The 16,982-nt window shown below is 61.0% G+C and carries 15 protein-coding genes and 1 tRNA gene; 6 read left to right on the plus strand and 10 right to left on the minus strand.

From position 1 onward, the window contains the following. On the plus strand, nt 1–690 hold the full coding sequence (locus HYI44_RS22635) for an endonuclease (protein ID WP_225570576.1): 690 nt from the start codon (nt 1–3) through the stop codon (nt 688–690). Between the two features lie 143 nt (nt 691–833). Here HYI44_RS22635 and HYI44_RS22640 read toward each other — a convergent pair whose 3' ends face one another. Beyond that, a complete protein-coding gene (locus tag HYI44_RS22640) occupies nt 834–1,199 on the minus strand; it encodes a hypothetical protein (RefSeq protein ID WP_045057923.1) in 366 nt (121 codons plus the stop codon). Between the two features lie 250 nt (nt 1,200–1,449). Here HYI44_RS22640 and csrA point away from each other — a divergent pair, with 250 nt between their 5' ends. Further along, nucleotides 1,450–1,641 carry a carbon storage regulator CsrA gene (gene csrA / locus HYI44_RS22645; protein WP_045057924.1) on the plus strand — a complete coding sequence of 64 codons (192 nt, stop codon included), beginning with the start codon at nt 1,450–1,452 and terminating at the stop codon, nt 1,639–1,641. A gap of 85 nt (nt 1,642–1,726) precedes the next feature. Here the strand turns inward: csrA and HYI44_RS22650 are convergent, their stop codons facing one another. Continuing rightward, nucleotides 1,727–2,182 (minus strand): DUF2214 family protein, encoded by a 456-nt coding sequence (locus HYI44_RS22650; RefSeq protein ID WP_225570577.1) that lies wholly within the window; start codon nt 2,180–2,182, stop codon nt 1,727–1,729. 34 nt (nt 2,183–2,216) lie between these two features. Further along, a complete protein-coding gene (locus tag HYI44_RS22655) occupies nt 2,217–2,501 on the minus strand; it encodes a biliverdin-producing heme oxygenase (protein ID WP_412548507.1) in 285 nt (94 codons plus the stop codon). Nucleotides 2,502–2,710: 209 nt separating this feature from the next. Here HYI44_RS22655 and HYI44_RS22660 point away from each other — a divergent pair, with 209 nt between their 5' ends. From HYI44_RS22660 to HYI44_RS22670, 3 genes are read left to right on the plus strand one after another with little or no spacing between them, the layout of a single operon-like run. Beyond that, the gene (locus HYI44_RS22660; protein ID WP_374091355.1) at nt 2,711–4,957 is read left to right on the plus strand and encodes an ATP-binding protein; all 2,247 of its coding nucleotides are present in this window, start codon (nt 2,711–2,713) and stop codon (nt 4,955–4,957) included. Between the two features lie 15 nt (nt 4,958–4,972). Next, nucleotides 4,973–5,434: a response regulator gene (locus HYI44_RS22665; protein WP_122838290.1), complete on the plus strand. Its 462-nt coding sequence runs from the start codon at nt 4,973–4,975 to the stop codon at nt 5,432–5,434. A 30-nt stretch (nt 5,435–5,464) separates the two neighbouring features. After that, nucleotides 5,465–7,846: a hybrid sensor histidine kinase/response regulator gene (locus HYI44_RS22670; protein WP_225570578.1), complete on the plus strand. Its 2,382-nt coding sequence runs from the start codon at nt 5,465–5,467 to the stop codon at nt 7,844–7,846. Nucleotides 7,847–8,219: 373 nt separating this feature from the next. Here HYI44_RS22670 and HYI44_RS22675 read toward each other — a convergent pair whose 3' ends face one another. From HYI44_RS22675 to HYI44_RS22685, 3 genes are all read right to left on the minus strand, one after another. Beyond that, nucleotides 8,220–8,687: an anti-virulence regulator CigR family protein gene (locus tag HYI44_RS22675; RefSeq protein ID WP_225570579.1), complete on the minus strand. Its 468-nt coding sequence runs from the start codon at nt 8,685–8,687 to the stop codon at nt 8,220–8,222. Nucleotides 8,688–8,919: 232 nt separating this feature from the next. Beyond that, on the minus strand, nt 8,920–9,375 hold the full coding sequence (locus HYI44_RS22680) for a hypothetical protein (protein WP_225570580.1): 456 nt from the start codon (nt 9,373–9,375) through the stop codon (nt 8,920–8,922). A 228-nt stretch (nt 9,376–9,603) separates the two neighbouring features. Beyond that, nucleotides 9,604–9,680 (minus strand) — tRNA-Val (locus tag HYI44_RS22685). 183 nt (nt 9,681–9,863) lie between these two features. Here HYI44_RS22685 and HYI44_RS22690 point away from each other — a divergent pair. After that, nucleotides 9,864–11,147: an NAD(P)/FAD-dependent oxidoreductase gene (locus tag HYI44_RS22690; protein ID WP_122838225.1), complete on the plus strand. Its 1,284-nt coding sequence runs from the start codon at nt 9,864–9,866 to the stop codon at nt 11,145–11,147. A 46-nt stretch (nt 11,148–11,193) separates the two neighbouring features. On the opposite strand, the gene HYI44_RS22695 is transcribed toward HYI44_RS22690, so the two are convergent. The 4 genes from HYI44_RS22695 to HYI44_RS22710 are packed head-to-tail and all read right to left on the minus strand — an operon-like array spanning nt 11,194 to nt 16,767. Then, on the minus strand, nt 11,194–12,165 hold the full coding sequence (locus HYI44_RS22695; RefSeq protein WP_225570581.1) for an XdhC family protein: 972 nt from the start codon (nt 12,163–12,165) through the stop codon (nt 11,194–11,196). Between the two features lies 1 nt (nt 12,166). Then, nucleotides 12,167–13,402, minus strand: a complete 1,236-nt coding sequence (locus tag HYI44_RS22700) for a c-type cytochrome (protein WP_225570582.1) — start codon at nt 13,400–13,402, stop codon at nt 12,167–12,169. 1 nt (nt 13,403) lies between these two features. Next, the gene (locus HYI44_RS22705) at nt 13,404–13,943 is read right to left on the minus strand and encodes a (2Fe-2S)-binding protein (protein ID WP_225570583.1); all 540 of its coding nucleotides are present in this window, start codon (nt 13,941–13,943) and stop codon (nt 13,404–13,406) included. After that, nucleotides 13,936–16,767, minus strand: coding sequence for a xanthine dehydrogenase family protein molybdopterin-binding subunit (locus HYI44_RS22710; RefSeq protein ID WP_225570584.1), 2,832 nt, complete (start codon nt 16,765–16,767; stop codon nt 13,936–13,938). The genes HYI44_RS22705 and HYI44_RS22710 overlap by 8 nt, the downstream gene beginning before the upstream one ends. Nucleotides 16,768–16,982: the final 215 nt, after the last annotated feature.

Raw genomic sequence — 16,982 nt, forward strand, 5'->3', positions numbered from 1 at the left:
ATGAGTGTCCGTTGTTTAGCGTTACTGCTGCTGTTGTGCGCCATGGGCGCCCAGGCAGCCGCCCCGCGAACCTTTTCCGAAGCCAAAAAAGTCGCCTGGAAACTCTACGCACCGCAATCGACCGAGTTCTATTGCGGCTGCAAGTACACGGGCAACAAGGTCAACCTGTCCGCCTGTGGTTACGTGCCGCGCAAGAATGCCAAGCGTGCCGCGCGCATCGAGTGGGAGCATATCGTGCCGGCCTGGGAGATCGGTCATCAGCGCCAGTGCTGGCAGGAAGGTGGGCGCAAGAACTGCACCCGATACGACGCGGTGTACCAGAAGGCCGAGGCCGACCTGCACAATCTGGTGCCAAGCATCGGCGAAGTGAACGGCGACCGCAGCAACTTCAGTTTCGGCTGGCTGCCGGTGCAATCGGGGCAATACGGCTCGTGCCTGACCCAGGTCGACTTCAAGGCGAAAAAAGTCATGCCGCGCCCGTCTATTCGCGGAATGATCGCACGCACTTACTTCTACATGAGCAAACAGTACGGGTTGCGCCTGTCCAGGCAGGATCGGCAGCTCTACGAAGCCTGGAACAAGACCTACCCGGTACAGGCCTGGGAAAGCCAGCGCAACCAGACGGTGGCGTGTGTGATGGGACGCGGCAATGAGTTCGTCGGCCCGGTCGACCTGAAAGCCTGCGGCTGATTGAACACCGAACTTTGTAGGAGCGAGCTCGCTCGCGAAGAACCTCAACGATAACGCGTGAAGCCTGGAAAACGCGGTGCCCGTTGGTTCTTCGTCGGCACGCCGCCTGCGGCAAGCTCGCTCCTGCAAAGTGCATGGGTGTCTTACTGACTCAGCGGACGCTCGATCACCAGCAATTCGATGTTCTGTTTTTTCGCCCGCACCAGCGCGGCCTGCACTTCGGCTTGCTTGGCCTTGGCCTCAGCCTCGGAACCATAGGGGCCCATCAGGATACGGGTCTTGCCGTTTTCCCTGACCACGCTGGAAACAAAACTGTGCTCGATCAACCAGCCGCTCAGGTCGCTGACGGCCTGGGTGATCTCGCCCCGAACTTCCAGATCCCACTGTGGCGCGGCAGCTGCGGCCGGCGTCGTGGCGACTGTCGGCTTCGGCGGTGGCACGTCGCCGCGCTTGCCTTGATCGCACCCTGCCAACGCCAGTATTGCCACTACCCAGACCCATTTGCGCACGAGTTGTCCCTCTGAATGCCTAAAGCACGCATTTTAGCATTCATGAATAGTTCTTTAGGGCCGAAAAATCGAGATAAAACAACGAGAATGATGGGTGCGGCCTCTGTATAGTTACGCCTTGGGAATTAATGCTGCATCTGCGCGTCAGAAAGAGGCACCCAAACTGTGAGACTTCGCACTAATCTATACGTACCACCGACCTCTGCACTGTTCGAATCAGGTGCCCTACAAAGCAATCAAGGAGAAGACCATGCTGATACTCACCCGCAAAGTCGGTGAAAGCATAAACATTGGTGATGACATTACGATCACCATCCTCGGCGTCAGCGGCCAACAAGTCAGGATTGGCATCAACGCCCCAAAGGACGTCGCGGTTCATCGCGAAGAGATCTACCAGCGCATTCAGGCTGGCCTGACCGCACCGGACAAGCCACAAAACTGATCTTGCGGCACCCAGTAGCCAGCCCGTTCGCCCCTGAGCTTCGGCTGGCTAGAATTCCAGTGCAACGCACCTGACCCAAAGCTGGCTACGCAAAGGTCACCCCTCGCGCCATCCCTGTGGCCGCCACCACCATCAGCAATACCAGCAACGCCTCCACATGACTGATTCGTGCGAACAGCTTTGCACGCCCAGTGTCTACTGCCCCGCCCCTTCCTCGTGCAATTCGCCATTTGATCAACGTGATCATCGGCGCCAGCTCCAATAGCAGGATCAGCACGAAGAGCGTCATCTTCAGGTGAAACAACGGCTGGTGCAGATAGTAGTCAGTGCCCTTCTCGAAGCCTGCAAAGGCGCGCATAACACCCGTCACCAGCAGCACCAGAGCGCTGAGCCCCCAAAGATTATCGGCAATCAGCACGCTGCGTGCCTCTCCCGTGCCCGCCGCCAGTCGCCGAAACGCCGTCCCCCGGGACAATACGGCCCAAAAGCCAAGCGCATACGCTAATAGATGAATCGCAGCCAGCAACCAGTGAGTCAGCATCGAAATACCCCTGTCAGCACCAATGATCGGTCTGTCAGTAGTAGCCCATCGCGGCCTGGCGTGCCTCCTCCCCGGCGGGGAACAATACCCAGGCGCTGTCCAGCCAGCGTTCGAAGCAGGCAAAGGTATGCCGGGCTGCCGTCACTGCGCGGTCACGTGCGGGTGCCTCAAGGGTTGCAGCACCCAGGTGGCCAATGAACTCCCGCCAGCGGCGGCCGGTGGCGGCGCCATAGACTTGGAGGAATGCTGCCCCCTTGCTGGCGTCGAGGCCCAGCCGGCTCGCGATCTCGCGCCTGCGCGTAAAAGCCCCGCTTGGCAAAATGGCACGAGCGCAACCAGGCGAACAAACGCGCAGGCGGCTGGTCGTAATGTTTAGATCAGGACAGCCCGGCACCCCTGCTGCCCGGTTTTTTTTGCTAATGTGTCGTGCACTTTTTAAAGCGAATGGATTTGGCGACCTAAAGCTCAGCCAGGCAAACGCCAACCGCTTTTAACGCCTTAAAGGGGAAGATTTTGACCACAACCGCAATCGCTGCCGACCTCCAGGCCGCTATCGAAAACTGCGCCCGCGAACCCATCAGGACCCCGGGCAGCATTCAGCCCCAAGGTTTTCTGCTGGTGATCGACGAGGCCAGCATGACGGTGGTGCAGGTCAGCGAGAACGTGACTGACTGGATCGAAATAGCCCCTTCGCAACTGCTGGGCATGCACCTCGATGACCTGGTAAAGAGCGGTTCGGCCTTCGTCGATCAGTTGAGCGACCTGGACGAAGATCAGCTGCAAGCGTTTCATGTCGGCGACACCACGCTGATCCAAGGTGAACGGGCCGGTCAGTTGTTCGCGATGATGCTGCATCGTAACGACGGCGTGCTGATTGCCGAGTTCGAGCCCGCCAGTGATGCCTCAAGCGCCCATGGCCGGTTGTACCCGCTGATTCGTTCGTTCATCAGCCAGATGCGCGAAGACGAAAGCGTGGATGAGTTGTGCCTGCGCTCCGTCGGGTTCATCAAGCGCATCACCGGCTATGGCCGGGTGAACGCGTACCGGTTCGATAAGGAAGGCAATGGCGTGGTCAACGCCGAACTGGCTGACGATGGCTACGACAAATACCTGGGGCTATGCTTTCCGGCCTCCGACATTCCGCAGCAGGCCCGCGAACTTTACTGCGCCAACCGCATTCGCATCATCGCTGACGTCGACTACGCACCCTCGCCGATCATCCCCGCGCACAACCCCGCCACCGGGCAACCGCTGGACTTGAGCTTTGCCACGCTGCGCAGCGTTTCCCCGGTGCACCTGCATTACATGCGCAACATGGGCACCGGTGCCTCGATGTCCATTTCCATTGTCATGAATGGCCAACTGTGGGGGCTGATTTCCTGCCACAACCATGCGCCACGGGATGTGAGCTTCCAGACCCGTACCGCGTGCGAACTGCTGGGCCGGGTGTTGTCGCTGCAGGTCGAGACCAAGGGCGCCCACCTGCGCAGCCAGAAAATGCTCAGCCTGAGAAAGCAGATCGTGCAGATGCTCGGGGCCATGGCCGATCACGACAGCGTGCTCAACGGCCTGAAATCCTTGCCCGACGTATTTCTGGGTTTCGTCGGCGCCAGCGGTGCGGCGGTGGTGTCCGATACCGAGTGCGACCTGTACGGTCTCACTCCACCGCAAAATCAGGTACATGCGCTCGCCACCTGGCTGAACAATCGCCAGGGCTCGGACGTATTTCACAGCGACAATGTCGGCCGTGACATCCCGAACCTGCCTGGCCTCGCCAAATCCATCGGCGGTGTGCTGGCGGTATCGATTTCCGAAGTGCACTCCAACTACATCCTGTGGTTCAAGCCCGAGCAGACCCATGTGGTGCACTGGGCGGGCAAGCCGGAGAAAGTGGTGGATGTCAGCGGCTCACTCTCGCCGCGCCAGAGTTTTGCCAAGTGGCACCAGACAGTAGAGGGCTATTCCACGCCGTGGGACGAAACCGAGATCGAAGGCGTCGCCGAGTTGCGCCTGGCGGTGCTGGGCATCGTCCTGCGCAAGGCGGAAGAGCTGGCGCAGATGGCCACCGAATTGAAGCGCTCCAACAAGGAGCTCGAGGCGTTCTCCTACAGCGTCTCCCATGACCTGCGCGCCCCGCTGCGGCATATCGCCGGTTACGCCGAGCTGCTCACGGACATGGAACAGGCCAACCTGACCGAGCGCGGCCAACGCTTCCTCGGCACCATTGGCGAGTCGGCAAAATTTGCCGGGACACTGGTCGACAACCTGCTGAGTTTCTCGCAGATGGGTCGCTCGGCCATGCGCCTTTCCGAAGTCAACCTCGCCGCGATGATCGAGTCGATCAAGCGGGAAATGGAGCCGGAGTACCAAGGCCGGACGATCGAATGGATCACCGGCGAGCTGCCGATCATCGTGGCCGACCCCGCGTTCCTGCACCTGGCCATGCGCAACCTGGTCGCCAACGCCATCAAGTACACCCGCAATGAAGCAGTCGCCGTGATTGAAATCACGGCGGCCGAGACAGCCGACACCGTGACTGTAAGCATCAGGGATAACGGAGTGGGCTTCGACATGCAGTACGCCGGCAAACTGTTCGGCGTATTCCAGCGCTTGCACCGCATGGATGAGTTCGAGGGAACCGGCATCGGCCTGGCCAACGTCAGGCGGATCGTCGAGCGCCACGGCGGAACCGTCAAGGCCGAGGGTGTCCTCGACCAGGGCGCCACGTTCTCGATCACCCTTCCAAAAAAACACCTGAGCCCAGTCGCTCGATGACACAGAGAAACCGCCATGCTTAAACCGATCCTGCTAGTAGAAGACGATCCCAACGACCTCGAGCTGACACTGGTCGCCCTTGAGCGCAGCCAACTGGCCAACGACGTAGTGGTCGTCAGGGATGGCGCCGAGGCGCTGGACTATCTGTTCCGCCGCAACGCCCACTCCGGTCGTGCCGACGGTAACCCGGCCGTGCTGCTGCTGGACCTGAAGTTGCCGAAAGTCGATGGCCTGCAGGTGCTGGAGGCGATTCGCTCGGCTGAAGAACTGCGCAGCATCCCGGTGGTCATGCTGACGTCCTCCCGGGAAGAGCCGGACCTGTCGCGCGCCTACCAGTTGGGCGTCAACGCCTACGTGGTCAAGCCCGTGGAATTCAAGGAATTCGTGGGCGCCATTTCCGACCTGGGAATTTTCTGGGCGGTGCTGAACGAACCGCCACCGGGCTCTGTCAGAACCGTGCGCCGCTCTAATTCCTGATCATTCGATGAACATGCACAGCTGAACTACATGCCACTGAACACGCTGAAAATCCTCCTGATCGAAGACAGCCCTCACGACGCCGAGTTGATTGTGCTGACCCTGGAGGCAAGTGGCATCGAGGTCGATTCGACCCTGGTTCACAACCATAAAGGGGCCAAACAGGCCCTCGACCAGGGCAGCTACGATGTAGTGCTGTGCGACTACCTGCTGCCGGGGTCTTCCGGCGCAGATGTGCTGCAGATCGCCCAGCAAATCGCCCCACAGACTCCCTTCATCTTTCTCTCCGGCATGTTCGGTGAACACCAGGCCGTGGAGATGATTCGCCTGGGAGCGGTGGATTACGTCCTCAAGCAAAACCTCAAGATGCTGCCCAAGGCCGTGCGCCGTGCCGTTTCGGAAGTGCGCGAGCGCAAGCAGCGGCTGGTGGCCGAAGCCGCCCTGCAGGAGGTCGAGGCCCGTGCGCGGCTGGCGATCGAGGCGGCGGAAATGGGCGTGTGGGAGCTTGAACCCAGCACCGGTCGATTGCTCTGGGACGAGCGCTGCAAAGCGCTGTACGAGCTGCCGCCGACTGCGACGATTGACCTGGCTTATCTGCTGGACCGCTGTCACCCCGACGACCGCTTGCTGGTTGAAGGCAAAGTCCAGGAAGCCATGACCGCCCAGGCGGATTATCAGGTCGAGTACCGGGTCATCCTGCAGGGCGGTCGCCAGCGCTGGATTTTTTCCAATGGCCGCTCGGTGTTCGAGAACGGTCAATGCGTGCGTTTCACCGGGGTCATGCAAGACATCAGCGAACGCAAACGCGCGACTGAAGAGCTGGTGGAGCTCAATGAGGCACTCGGGCAGCGGGTCGAGCAGCGCACCCGCGAACGCGACCGCACCTGGGAACTGTCCCGGGAGCTGCTGGCCGTGTTGCGCCTGGACATGACCCCCATTGCCTTCAACCCGGCCTGGAAAGCCGCGCTGGGCTGGTCCCATGAACAGATCAGCCAGATGCGCTTGTGGGAACTGATCCACCCCGAGGACCTCGAGGCGACCGTACGCGAAACCGAAAGCATCGCCCGCGGTAACGTCTCCACCCGCTTCGTCAATCGCATGCGCCACTTGTGCGGCGACTACCGCTGGCTGTCTTGGACCATCGTGCCGGAAAACGGACTGATGTATGCCGCCGTGCGCGACATCACCGAAGAGCGCGCTGTCGTCGACGAACTGGCCTCAGCCAACCAGCGGCTGCGCGACCAGATCCAGGAACGCGAGCGGGTTGAGGCTGCACTGCAACAGATGCAGCGCCTGGAGGTTGTCGGGCAACTCACCGCTGGCGTGGCGCACGACTTCAACAACTTGCTGACGGTGATCCTGACCAGCACCGCTTTTGCCATCCGCGACGTCGAGAAAGGCACGCTGGACAAGACCACCCGCCGCCTGCAAAACGTCATCGAGGCCGGCGAGCGTGGCGCCCGGCTGACCGCACAACTGCTCTCGTTTTCGCGCCGGCAACGCCTGGAACCTGTGGTTCTGAGCCTCAACGACACCATCCGCGGCATGGGCAGCCTGCTGGCGCGAGCACTGGGCGGCAGCATCTGGATCAAGAGCGAACTGTGCCCAGAGCTGTGGCACGCCATGGGCGACCCGACCCAGACGGAAATGATCATCCTCAACCTCGCCATCAATGCCCGGGATGCCATGGCAATGGGTGGCACCCTGTGCTTTTCGACTTTTAACGCCGAAATCACCGAGCCTGCGGTTCGCCCTGAAGACCCGGAGCCAGGCCGCTACGCAGTCCTGTCCATCCAGGACTCGGGCAGCGGCATGAGCGACGACACCTTGCTCAAGGCCTTCGAACCGTTCTTCACCACCAAGGAAGTCGGCAAGGGCTCAGGCCTTGGCCTGGCGCAGGTGTTCGGTTTTGCCAAGCAGTCCGGCGGCGGCGTGAGAATCGAGACACAACTGGGAGTGGGCACCAAAGTCATGGTGTACCTGCCCTGCGTGGAAAAAACCGCCGCAGCTGCGGTAGAAGCTCCGCCGGAAATGGTGCCCCAGGCTGTGGCTGAGGGTCGCACCGTACTCCTGGTCGACGATGACCCTGCAGTCCGCGCGGTCACCGTGCAGATGCTTGAATCACTGGGCTACAGCGTTGAAGAGGCACAGGACGGGATACAGGCACTGGAAAAGCTCGGGCCGGGGATCGACGTGGTGGTGACCGACTTCGCGATGCCGGGCATGACCGGCGGCGAGCTGGCGCAACTGATCAGGGAGCGGACCCCCGAAGTGCCCGTGCTGTTCGTCACCGGCTACGCGGACGTGGACGTACTGGGGCTGGAAGCCTCAGCCGTGTTGCAGAAGCCCTTCAGTGAGCACGTGCTGCGGGACAAGCTGCACCATGCGTTGAGCCAGGCCCGAATCGACTGAGGCGTGTCGCCCTTTCGTCGCCCACGCCTCTGAGGATACCGAAATGGTCTGCTCGGACAGCCTCAATGCGCAGAAGTTCAACTAACCTGAGTCCAGGTCCCGCCAAGAGGAGTGGTAACAATGATTCTGCGCATGGTGGTTTCAGATTGGGTTTGCCTCGCGTTTGCGGGCGCCTGTGGCCTGGCATTAATTTCCATGGTGTTCTGGTGGGATCAATGGCTGGCCTTGATTCTCAGTTAACCAAGACTGACGGTCCATCTTCCCGGCCCACTTGCAGGTCGTCATCAATGTCGCCTGTACCTCCCCCGGAACATCCACCAGGCGCAAGGTTGCAGGGGCTCCGTTTCTTACGCTCCCACTCGACATTCCGGCACTAATCAAATGCCCCGTTGAGAATTTCGAAGATGACTCCGGTGGCCAGCGCGACCAATATCAGGTCAGTGCCCGCTTGCTGCCATTCATATCCATCGTAATGCGGCAGTCTGCCGACCAATCGACCATCGAGTTTTTTCGCAATGCCGGGTGGCAGGGGTTTGCCCCTGGCGAGGTTCTTTTGAATACCGGGTGGTAAAGTCGGGCCGGGGCTCCAGTAGCCCCGATTGCCACCCAAAATACCGAGCACGCTACCGCGATCAATGCTTGGGCCATTACTCCAATCACCCCCGGTATTTTTACCTTTGTCCCCAAGCCCTTGCTGGTTCCCATGGACCTGGCCGTTTGGCGAATTTCCTTGCCCCTTTCCCTGACCTTTCCCATTACCAGGGTCGGCCCACGTAGTCGCCGGGCCGCAGACCAGTGCAAAACAGGTTAAAGCGGCAATCAATGAGCGAGATTTGGACATGAGTTGCTCCTTCAAAGGTGCGGGATGTTCCATGAACTTAGACGTTTTGAGGATGTGGTTGCCTCGCCGCCTGATCGCCAGTCGCCCGCTCCAGAGGGCGGTGACCGCAGCGCCAGCTATGCCAGCTATGCCAGCTGTTCAAGATGACAGATTCATTCACCCAGTTGAATCAAGTTGAGGGGATGAAAATCGCAGATTCGGTAAACTGGGCCACCTATCGCGGGCCTTAAGATTATTCTGACCCTGTTGGGTCTTGGTCAAAAAGCCCTTTAAGCAGACAAACTGCCGAAAGCTGCTTTTCTATTTCGTCAGCGCTCAGTGACCGTTCGCAGTATTCCCGACTAAGAAAAACAATGGCGTCATTACCGTCAGGGTTGTCGGAATACCCGGGGTGATTTGATATCTCTGCCAGCAACGCTTGCGAGACTGGAGCGACATGAAAGTGGACGTTGAAACCCGGTGAGAACCCTAGCTTGTAGAACACTACTTTGTAGGGTGCGTACGCCTTGGTCAATAGAAGCTCGACCGCTTTCATTACCGAACCTAAAGACGCCAGGGCTGCATGACTCAAACCGCTGAGCCCTGATGCCGTCTCTTCAGATGAAATGATCAAGTAGCCGTCGTAACGGGCATCTCTGCGATGAGTCACCGCCCAGTGGGGATTCTTGAAAACGCTTAGCTCGTCCATGTAGCTCCCGCCCTCTCGTCAGGTGCAGTCGGGTCGACTGGTCGCACCGCATCTTTCCAGCCCGTTGCCCGCGGTCGGTTCAAGACCGTGTGCGCTACCATCGGCAACCCACTCTCTGAACTGGCGTTCTGAGGTGGGATTTGCAAAAGTTTCGCAAATCCCAGGCAACAAAAAAAGGCCCACCTTTCGGTGAGCCTTTCTAGACCGCCCAGCAGAGCGGATTTTGTTTGGTAGGCGCGATTGGACTCGAACCAACGACCCCCACCATGTCAAGGTGGTGCTCTAACCAACTGAGCTACGTGCCTGCTGTGAGGCGGCATTCTACGGAATTCCGGAGGGGTGTCAACACCTTTTTTCGCGCTAACCCTATGAATATGCAAAATATTTAATTTTGCTGCTGCGAGGAAGATTTTCCGGTGGCTGGCGAGGGTTTTTCAACTCGGGTAGGATCGGGGGACTCGTAAAATATATTAAACAGAGGCAGCAGGATGGCGAACACTCCTTACCCAGAGTCCTATTACGCCGCATCGGCCAATGCGGCTCCGCCGCGCCCGGCTTTGCAGGAGGAAGTAGAGACTGATGTCTGTGTGATCGGCGCCGGGTATACCGGCTTGTCCTCTGCCCTGTTCCTGCTGGAGAACGGTTTTAAGGTCACGGTGCTGGAGGCCGCCAAGGTAGGTTTTGGTGCTTCCGGGCGCAACGGTGGGCAGATCGTTAACAGTTACAGCCGCGATATCGATGTGATCGAACGCACCGTCGGGCCCAAGCAGGCTCAACTGCTGGGGCAGATGGCGTTCGAGGGCGGACGGATCATTCGCGAGCGGGTGGCCAAATATAATATCCAGTGCGACCTGAAGGACGGCGGCGTGTTCGCTGCCATCACGGCCAAGCAGATGGGCCATCTGGAGGCGCAGAAGCGTTTGTGGGAGCGCTTTGGGCATACGCAGCTGGAGCTGATGGATCAGGCGCGTATTCGCCAGGTGGTGGCTTGCGATCAGTATGTCGGCGGCATGCTCGACATGAGCGGCGGGCACATTCATCCGTTAAACCTGGCCTTGGGTGAAGCCGCTGCGGTGGAGTCTCTGGGCGGGACTATTTATGAGCAATCGCCGGCGGTGCGGATCGAGCGCGGCGCCAGCCCGGTGGTGCACACGCCGCAGGGCAAGGTCAGGGCCAAGTTCATTATCGTCGCCGGCAATGCCTATCTGGGCAACCTGGTGCCGGAACTGGCGGCCAAGTCGATGCCTTGCGGGACTCAGGTCATTACCACTGCGCCATTGGGCGATGCGCTGGCCAGCACTTTGTTGCCGCAGGACTACTGCGTGGAGGACTGTAATTACCTGCTCGATTACTACCGCCTGACCGCCGACAAGCGCCTGGTTTTCGGCGGTGGCGTGGTGTACGGGGCGCGGGATCCGGCGAACATCGAGGCGATCATTCGGCCGAAGATGCTCAAGGCGTTTCCCCAGCTCAAGGATGTGAAGATCGATTACGCCTGGACCGGGAATTTCCTGCTGACCTTGTCGCGATTGCCACAGGTGGGGCGACTTGGGGACAACATCTACTACTCCCAGGGCTGCAGCGGCCATGGGGTGACGTATACGCATCTGGCGGGCAAGGTGCTGGCCGAGGCGTTGCGCGGCCAGGCTGAGCGTTTTGATGCGTTTGCCGACCTGCCCCATTATCCGTTTCCGGGTGGGCAGCTGTTGCGCACGCCGTTTGCGGCGCTGGGGGCCTGGTATTATGGGTTGCGGGACAAATTCGGGTACTGACTGACGCGAGCAAGCCCGCTCCCACTGGTGTGGTCCCACAGGGCGTTTAGAGCTGATCCCGGGCGATGCCGCTGCGGATTCGCAGGATGTCGGCGAGTACCGCCAGGGCGATTTCTGCGGGGGTTTTGCTGCCGAGGTTGAGGCCGATGGGCGCGTGAATCCGTGCCAGTTCGGCTTCGCCCAGCCCACCAATGCGGCGCAAGCGTTCGAAGCGTTTTTGCGAGGTTCGCACCGAGCCCATGACGCCAATGTAGAACGCGTCCGTACGCACCGCCTCCATCATCGCCAGGTCATCGATGCGCGGGTCGTGGGTCAATGCAACGACTGCCGTATCGCTATGGCAGCCTCCGTCGGCGATGAAGACCGAAGGCAGCTGCCGGCGGATCTCGACGTTGTTCAGCACCACGCCTTCGAGCACTTCATCCCGGGGGTCGCAGAGGATGACTTCGAACCCAAGGCCCACCGCAAACTCCGCACAGGCCTGGGCGACGCTGGAGTAACCCGCCAGCAACAAGCGCTGGGCAGCGCCGATGCGCACACGAACCCGATCGACTTCGCGCTCGATACGCGCGCCCTGCTCCCGGTCCACGAACACGTCACGGGCACCGCTGGCCAGATCAATTTCGCGGATCAGGCGCCGCTGGCCCAGCAACGCCGATTCCAGCTCCCGCAGATGCGCCTGAACCTCGCACGTCGGCTCAAGCGTCTCCACCAGCACGTCAAGAATCCCGCCACACGGCAGGCTGATGCGCGAGCGCGGGTCATCTCCTTCGCCGTACCGAACCACGCACACGGCTTGCTCGAATGCGCCTTCGGCGACGCGCTCGAGAAAGTCTTCCTCTACGCAACCTCCCGACAGCGAACCTATCCACTGCCCTCCGCCGTTCACCGCCAGCAGCGAGCCCGGCGCGCGAGGCGCCGAGCCGTAGGTGGCGAGCACCGTACACAGCCAGACCTGCTGGCCGGCCGTTGACCATTGCAGCGCGCGCCGTACCACTTGCAGATCCAGATGCTGCATATCAATGCACCTTGTGTTCGGTTGGAGGGGCGTCCGCTTGTAGCTTCTGCACGTCGCCGATTGTCAGTTCTCCCGGCTGACCACCCCACCCTTGACGCAGGTAATTGAGCAGGTCGGTCAGCTGGCCAGGGCTGAGTTTGTCGGCAAAGCCCAGCATCGGTTGCATGCGTTCGAAGCCGACAAACTGCTGCTCGCCGATGCCGTCCTCGATCACCCGTAGCAGGTTGCGCGCATCGTCCAGGCGCAACGTGGTGTTGCCCCGCATGGCCACTGCGATGTGCGGCTTGCCCTCGCCCTCTACCGCATGACAACCGGCGCAGACGTTGAGGTATTCCTGGCGACCGCGCCGGGCGCTGGCACTCAACTGCTCCAGGGGCACTTCGCTCAGCACTTTCGCCGCAGGCGGTTGATCGCCAAGCAGGTAGGTGGCCATCGCTGCCAGATCCGGATCAGTTAGGCCCTGGGTGCTGTTGTGGAACACCGGGAACATCTCGTTGAACATGGTGCCCTGGGCGCTCATGCCGTGCTTGAGGAACGAACTCAGGTCATGGTGATTCCAGCCACGGCTGGCCAGGTCGTCGGCCAGCAGGCTGGGTGCCAGGTAGCCATTGAGGACGCCACCGGTCATGCGCTTGTCCTGCTGCATCGCACCGGGCAAGCCGCGCGGGGTGTGGCATTCGCCGCAATGGCCGAGCACGTCAACCATGTACTGGCCGCGCTTGAACGCCTCGCTCTTGCCCTTGGTGGACGATAGCTTGACGTCTTTCCCGTACAGCATGTTCCAGCCCGTCAGGCCCAGTCGTACGTTGAACGGAAAAGTCAGGCTGGTCACCGGCGCCGCGCGCTCGATCGGCTCGACGGTTTTCAGGTAAGCGTGAATCGCGTCGGAGTCGGCCCGGGGCATCAGGTGATAGGAGGTGTACGGCATCGCCGGGTACAGGTTAGACCCGTCGCGACGCTTGCCTTCGGTGAGCGCAGCGAAGAATTCCTCATCGCTGTATTGACCGATGCCGTGCTCCTTGCTCGGGGTGATGTTGGTGCCGTAGATGGTGCCGAATGGCGAAACGATCGGCAGGCCACCGGCGTATGGAGCGCCACCCGGAGCGGTGTGGCAGGCCATGCAGTCGGCAGCGCGGGCGAGGTATTCGCCGCGCTTGACCTGCTCGTCGGCGTGCGCCATCACGACCGGCGCAGCCAGGCCGACCGCCAATGCCAGGCGGGAAAATAGATGCTTCATGTTAGCCCTCCTTGACCAGGCCGAGATCGGTCAGCACATTGCGCGTGGCGCTGTAATACCGCACGTAGCCGGTGCAGCGGCAGACGTGGTGACCGAGGCTGTCCTCGATGACCTGTTCCAGCTGGCTCTTCACGATCGGCTGGCGCTGCAGCTTTTCTACCAGCACGGTCGCGGCATTGACGAAACCGGGCGCGCAGTAGCTGCACTGGAACGCGAACTCATCGACGAAGCGTTGCTGGATCGGGTTGAGCTCAATGACTTTGCCCTGCTCATCGCGGGTGGCATGGCCTTCGATGGTCCGTACTTTCTTGCCTTCGAAATAGTGCGCCCCGGTGATACAGGTGCGCACTTCCTCGCTGGTGCCGTCGGGGTTGTCGACGATCACCACGCAGGCATGGCAGATGCCCTGGCCGCAGCCCAGGCGGGAACCGGTGAGGTTCTTGTACTCGTGCAGGTAGTCGATCATCGGCAGGTCATCAGGGATGTCCACCGGGCCGACGGTTTGACCGTTGAGGGTCAGTTGAAGCGGACGGTTAGCCATTGAGGGCCTCCTTGATGCGGGCAGAAGTGATAGGCAGGTCGCGAACGCGCTTGCCAATGGCGTGGGCCACGGCGTTACCGATGGCACCCACGACCGGGATCATCACCACTTCGGCGATGCCTTTGGAGGGGTCGCTCGGGGACAGCGGCGGCAGGATTTCCGCCGTCTGCTTCCAGACCGCGACGTGGCGCGCCATGGGCAGGCGATAGCGGTTGAAGTTCCAGTCACCCTCCCCCGGTCCGCCTTCGTACAGCGGCATTTCTTCCAGCAGCGCATGGCCGATGCCCATGGCGATGCCACCTTCGAGCTGGCCCCTGACCAGTTCTTCCACCAATACCCGACCGCACTCGACCCACGAGTGATGGTTGAGCACCTGCACTTCGGCCGAGCCCTTGTTCACTTTCAACTCAACCAGGGTTGCCACCGGGCTGTAGTAAGTCACTGCGGCGTTGTTCAATTGGGTGTCCGGGTAGTGCACGTTCTGCCGATCGAGCAGATGGAAACCGGCGCTGTTCATCTGCGCCTTCTTCGCGCTCGGGGCGCCGTCGCCGTACTTCACCGCCAGGCTGTCGAGCGGCAGGCGCTCGCGCACGCCATCGATGCTGAACTCGGCCTCGGCCCAGCTCCAGCGGTTAAAACCGTGCACGGTGGCGCCGGTGACCAGGCCTTTTTCGTGAGCGTGTCTGGCCAGCTGTTCGAAGCTCAGCGGTTGCATGCCGTTGGCGGTGAGTTTGCCGTCGACCCAGTGCGCGTCTTCGCGGCGCACCACGTAGGGGTTGGCCTGGCCGCCATAAGGTCCCTGGCGCCAGATCTGCAGCGCCGCCGGCCACAGGCCGTGGTTGAACAGCACGCGTGCCGCTTCGCGGGTGGCGTGGCTGAAGTAGTAGGCCGAGTTGGTGGCCGACGAGGCCGAGGCCAGCTTGCCGACCCAGCGCGGGTTGCGCAGCAAGGTGTCCTGCTCGGCCTGGCTCATGATGTACGGGTTGCCGCCGGTGATCAGTTGCAGCTCTTGCCATTCAGTCTCGCCGGTCTTCACTTCGTGAGCCGGGCTGCCGAGGAAATCGGCCACGACCATGGCTTGGGAGGTGGACATGCCGGTGCCGATTTCAATCCCGATATGGCGCAGGTGAATGCGCCCTTCGGCGCTGAATTCGATGCTCGCCATCGGCGCTTCGGAACCGGTGCCGAAGTCCTTCTGGCAAATGGCGAAGCCAACGCCGTACCAGTGGTCCGGGTCCTGGGCTTCGCGTTGCTGCTTGAGCTTGTCGCGGTTTTTCCAGACCTCGTGCACAGCCGCTTTGTCGAGAATCTCGTGCAGGCGCAAGGCACCCGCCGGCACCGCACCCTGGGTATTTTTCATGCCCGAAACCATGGCGTTTTTCTTGCGCAGGTCGATGGCGTCGATGCCCAGGCGACCGGCAATTTCGTCAACCATCATCTCGGTCGACGCCATGCTCTGCAGGGTGCCGTAGCCACGCATCGAGCCGGCTTCCACAGCGCGGGAATGGTAGGCCGTGACCTGCAGATCGTTCTGCGGCATGTAGTAGATCGACTGCGCCGCCGTGGCGCCAACCGCCGCTACCGACGGGCTGTAGTTGACGCGTCCGCCGCCGTCGACGCTCATTTCGGCGAGGAAAATCTTGAAGCTGTGATCGGTCTTGTCCACCGCCAGTTGATAGCGGATATCGAACGGGTGGCGCTTGATGCCGCTCTGGAACTGCTCGTAGCGGTCGTTGGCCAGGCGCACCGGCACACCGGCCCCGTACAGGGCGGCCAGGGCTGCGTAATAGACAAAGATATTGTGGTCTTTGGAACCGTAACCTACGGTGTAGCCAGGGTGCATGTTGAGGTTGGCCAGGCCGAAACGCGACGGCGCGATCATCTTCGCGGTCTCGGTGGCGGTCTCCAGCGGGCACTGGGTGGCGACTACGAAATGCAGGGTCTTGGTCGCAGGGTCGTACCAGCCGTTGCCGTTGTCCGGCTCCATGGCTGCAGGCTCGATGGACGGCGTCTTGTAGCGCTCGTCGAACACCAGCCAGTTGTCCGGCGGGGTGTCGATCTGCTGCTTCATGCGATCGGCATAGAACAGCCCGCGCTCGGTCAGGTTGCCGTGCAGGTTGGGCTGCGAATCCCAGACCGGACGGCGGTTGCGCAGCATCGGGAACAGGATCGAATCCTTGAGGCTGGCGAATTCGTCTTCGTCCGCCGAAGTCGCACCACCGACCCGCACGTAGCGGAAGCTGCCGTAGGGATCACCCTCGTAGAACGGCACCTGGGCACCGTAGCGAATGGCCTTGTCGTTGAACTTGAGTTTGGCCTTGGCCTGGCGGAAGCGCTCGAAGTCATTCCAGATCAGGATCGCCACCGGATGACCGATGAACATCGGCACCTTGCCGACCGGCAGCAGCGGGTCGGGGGCATGCTCTTCGGGGAAGACGATGCCGTCTTTCTCCAGGTCTTCTGCGGTGACGATACGGTCCGGCTGCAAGTCGGCACCGAGCCACGCCAGGTCATAACCGGCGTAGAGGCGGTCGGCCTTGGTGATTTTCAGCAGCATGGCGTGGCCTTGCTGTTCGGGCCAGCCCGGCATGTCCTTGGCGCGGATGTCGCGAGCAAAAACCTTGCTGCCGCACACCTTGGACAGGGCATCGTTACGCGAGCGCGCCTTGCCGTTGTTGCCGAGCCATTGCTCGGACGGCACGGTCACGCTGTTCTCCATCAAGGCGGCCAGGGCCTGGGAGCTGAGCGGCGTAAGCGTCACGCTCACCCCCGCCACCAGCCCGCCCTGTAGGAACGAGCGCCGGGATATATCACGGTTGGACATGGATCATCCTCTGAGCGGTTATGGGCCCGCCCTTCTGGTTATGTTCTGGGAATCTCGAGTCTTGCAGGAACCCTTTTAGGACGAGCAAAGGGCTGTGTTGACAGTGCAAAGCTGACCGAAAGGTTAACTTTAAAGGTTTATGCGCTCGGGGCAAACAACCAGTTACAAAAAACTGACCGGATGATCAAAAATTTTTGGTTTTTTTGGGGGGCGCT

The organism is Pseudomonas sp. Y24-6, from assembly GCF_020295325.1.
GTDB lineage: Bacteria > Pseudomonadota > Gammaproteobacteria > Pseudomonadales > Pseudomonadaceae > Aquipseudomonas > Aquipseudomonas gregormendelii.

Coding starts and splice junctions, on each gene's coding strand:
- HYI44_RS22635 (WP_225570576.1), top strand. CDS start 1: ATGAGTGTCCGTTGTTTAGCGTTACTGCTGCTGTTGTGCGCCATGGGC.
- csrA (WP_045057924.1), top strand. CDS start 1,450: ATGCTGATACTCACCCGCAAAGTCGGTGAAAGCATAAACATTGGTGAT.
- HYI44_RS22650 (WP_225570577.1), bottom strand. CDS start 2,182: ATGCTGACTCACTGGTTGCTGGCTGCGATTCATCTATTAGCGTATGCG.
- HYI44_RS22665 (WP_122838290.1), top strand. CDS start 4,973: ATGCTTAAACCGATCCTGCTAGTAGAAGACGATCCCAACGACCTCGAG.
- HYI44_RS22670 (WP_225570578.1), top strand. CDS start 5,465: ATGCCACTGAACACGCTGAAAATCCTCCTGATCGAAGACAGCCCTCAC.
- HYI44_RS22675 (WP_225570579.1), bottom strand. CDS start 8,687: ATGTCCAAATCTCGCTCATTGATTGCCGCTTTAACCTGTTTTGCACTG.
- HYI44_RS22680 (WP_225570580.1), bottom strand. CDS start 9,375: ATGGACGAGCTAAGCGTTTTCAAGAATCCCCACTGGGCGGTGACTCAT.
- HYI44_RS22690 (WP_122838225.1), top strand. CDS start 9,864: ATGGCGAACACTCCTTACCCAGAGTCCTATTACGCCGCATCGGCCAAT.
- HYI44_RS22695 (WP_225570581.1), bottom strand. CDS start 12,165: ATGCAGCATCTGGATCTGCAAGTGGTACGGCGCGCGCTGCAATGGTCA.
- HYI44_RS22700 (WP_225570582.1), bottom strand. CDS start 13,402: ATGAAGCATCTATTTTCCCGCCTGGCATTGGCGGTCGGCCTGGCTGCG.
- HYI44_RS22705 (WP_225570583.1), bottom strand. CDS start 13,943: ATGGCTAACCGTCCGCTTCAACTGACCCTCAACGGTCAAACCGTCGGC.
- HYI44_RS22710 (WP_225570584.1), bottom strand. CDS start 16,767: ATGTCCAACCGTGATATATCCCGGCGCTCGTTCCTACAGGGCGGGCTG.